The organism is Burkholderia sp. E168m23, from assembly GCF_016586125.1.
Lineage (GTDB): Bacteria > Pseudomonadota > Gammaproteobacteria > Burkholderiales > Burkholderiaceae > Burkholderia > Burkholderia orbicola.
Genome location: NZ_BCPP01001136.1, coordinates 1 through 2,023, shown reverse-complemented (window position 1 = coordinate 2,023; position 2,023 = coordinate 1). Strand labels below are relative to the sequence as shown.

Genomic DNA, 2,023 nt, shown 5'->3' with positions numbered 1-2,023 from the left:
CCTCGCGCTCGTCCTGCGGCGCGAACGATGCGTGGCCGCCTTCGCTGCCGAGCGCGATCCAGCGGTCATCGGCCGGAATCAGCCCCGACACGCCGAGCCCGGTACCGGGCCCGAGCAGGCCGATCACGCTGTTCTGGCGACGTGCGCCGCCGCCGACCTGCACGCGCTGGGCATCGGTCAGGCCCGGCAGCGCCATCGCGAGCGCGGTGAAGTCGTTGACGACCAGCAGCGTGTCGAAGCCGAGCGCGCGGCGCGTCGCCTCGATCGAGAAACTCCAGTCGTGGTTGGTCATCGTGACCTGGTCGCCGTCGACCGGGTTCGCGATCGCGATCGCCGCGTGGTTCACGCGGCTGATCTTCACATCCTTCAGATACTTGCGGATCGCGTCGGTGATCGTCGGATAGTCGGCGCCGGGATACACGCGGATCTGCGTGATCTCGCCGGGGCCGGTTTCCAGCGCGAAGCGCGCGTTGGTGCCGCCGACGTCCGCGAGCAGGCGCGGGCCGTCGGCATGCTGACCCGCGACGACCGCCTTACTTTGCGCACCAGTAGACATCGAGCTGGGTCCCCTTGTCGTTGGCCAGTTGGGAAATCGCGTTCTTCTGCAGCGACGCGGCCGCGGCGTCGAGCACGTCGCGTTTGCGGGCGCCCGCGATCAGCAGGAACAGCCGGTCGACGCGCTTGAGCGCATCGAGCGAATAGCTCACGCGTGCATGGGGCGCCGCGCCCGGATGCACGGCGACGAACCGCTCGGACGTCGTGATCGCGTGGTCCCATTCGGGTGCGTCGGCGAAGATCGACGCGGTGTGGCCGTCCTCGCCCATGCCGAGCACGGCGACGGTCGGCACGCGGTAGTCGGGGTTCGCGTTCAACGCGGCGACGTGCGCGTCGAGCGTGCTGCGCGTGTCGACGAGCGGCAGGAAGCGGGCAGGGGCCGCCGCGCGCTGCAGCAGCGTGTCGCGCACGAGTTGCGCGTTGCTGGCCGCGTCGTCGTCCGGCACCCAGCGGTCGTCGACCAGCGTGACGTCGACGCCGGCCCAGTCGAGCGCCGCGTGCGACAGCGTATGCAGGAACGGGCGCGGGCTGGTGCCGCCGGACACCGCGAGCGTGGGGCGCGCGGGGCCGGCAAGCGCCGCGCGCAGCGCATCGCCGACGGCGCGCGCGAGCGCTTCGCTTTGCGCTTCCTGGGTGTCGAAAGCGTGGATCTCGATCACATCTCCTCCGGACTGCTTTGTCTGTTCAAATCGTACGAATCGTGAGGCGCGTTGCCGCGTACGGTGGCGTACGCCGCAACGGTTTGCATCAGTTTTCTTCTTCGAGCCAGCAGGTGTCGTGCTGCGCGAGCATCGCGCTCGACGCGGCCGGCCCCCACGTGCCCGCCGCGTACGGCTTCGGCGGCTTGAGCGTGCGCGCCCATTCGTTCAGGATCGGCTCGACCCATTGCCAGGCGGCTTCCTGCTCGTCGCGACGCACGAACAGGGCGAGCCGGCCGTTGATCACGTCGAGCAGCAGGCGCTGGTACGCCTCCATCTGCCCTTCCTTGAAGAACTGGTCGAACGCGAGGTCGAGGTGCACGCTCGCGAGGTTCATCCCTTCGCCCGGCTGTTTCGCGAGGCAGTACAGGCGGATCGTCTCGTTCGGCTGCAGCCGGATCACGAGACGGTTCGAACCGGGGCGCAGCGCGGTCGGCCCGAGCGCCGAATGCGGCACCGGGCGGAAGTTGACGACGATCTCCGCGACGCGGTCGGCCAGACGCTTGCCGGTGCGCAGGAAGAACGGCACGCCGGCCCAGCGCCAGTTCTCGATCTCGACCTTCAGCGCGACGAAGGTTTCGGTCTGGCTGTCGGGCTTCACGCCCGGCTCGGTCGCGTAGGCCGGCACCTGCGCGCCTTTGATCACGCCCGCATGATACTGGCCGCGCACCGCGACCTTGCCGATGTCGCGCGGATCGATCGGCTTCAGCGCGCGCAGCACGCGCAGCTTCTCGTCGCGTACCGAGTCGGAATCCATCGAGTGCGGCGGC

General features: G+C 69.6%; 2 protein-coding genes and 1 pseudogene. All 3 read right to left on the bottom strand.

Annotation, left to right across the window (positions count from 1 at the left end; all coding sequences use genetic code 11):
- The coding region (locus JMF90_RS34940; RefSeq protein ID WP_201326151.1) for a glucokinase at positions 1-556 on the bottom strand (556 nt) is incomplete at its 3' end.
- A complete protein-coding gene (gene pgl, locus JMF90_RS34935; protein ID WP_011544825.1) occupies positions 534-1,214 on the bottom strand; it encodes a 6-phosphogluconolactonase in 681 nt (226 codons plus the stop codon). The genes JMF90_RS34940 and pgl, both read right to left, overlap by 23 nt.
- A gap of 88 nt (positions 1,215-1,302) precedes the next feature.
- A pseudogene (locus tag JMF90_RS34930) lies at positions 1,303-2,023 on the bottom strand (glucose-6-phosphate dehydrogenase); the annotation flags it as partial.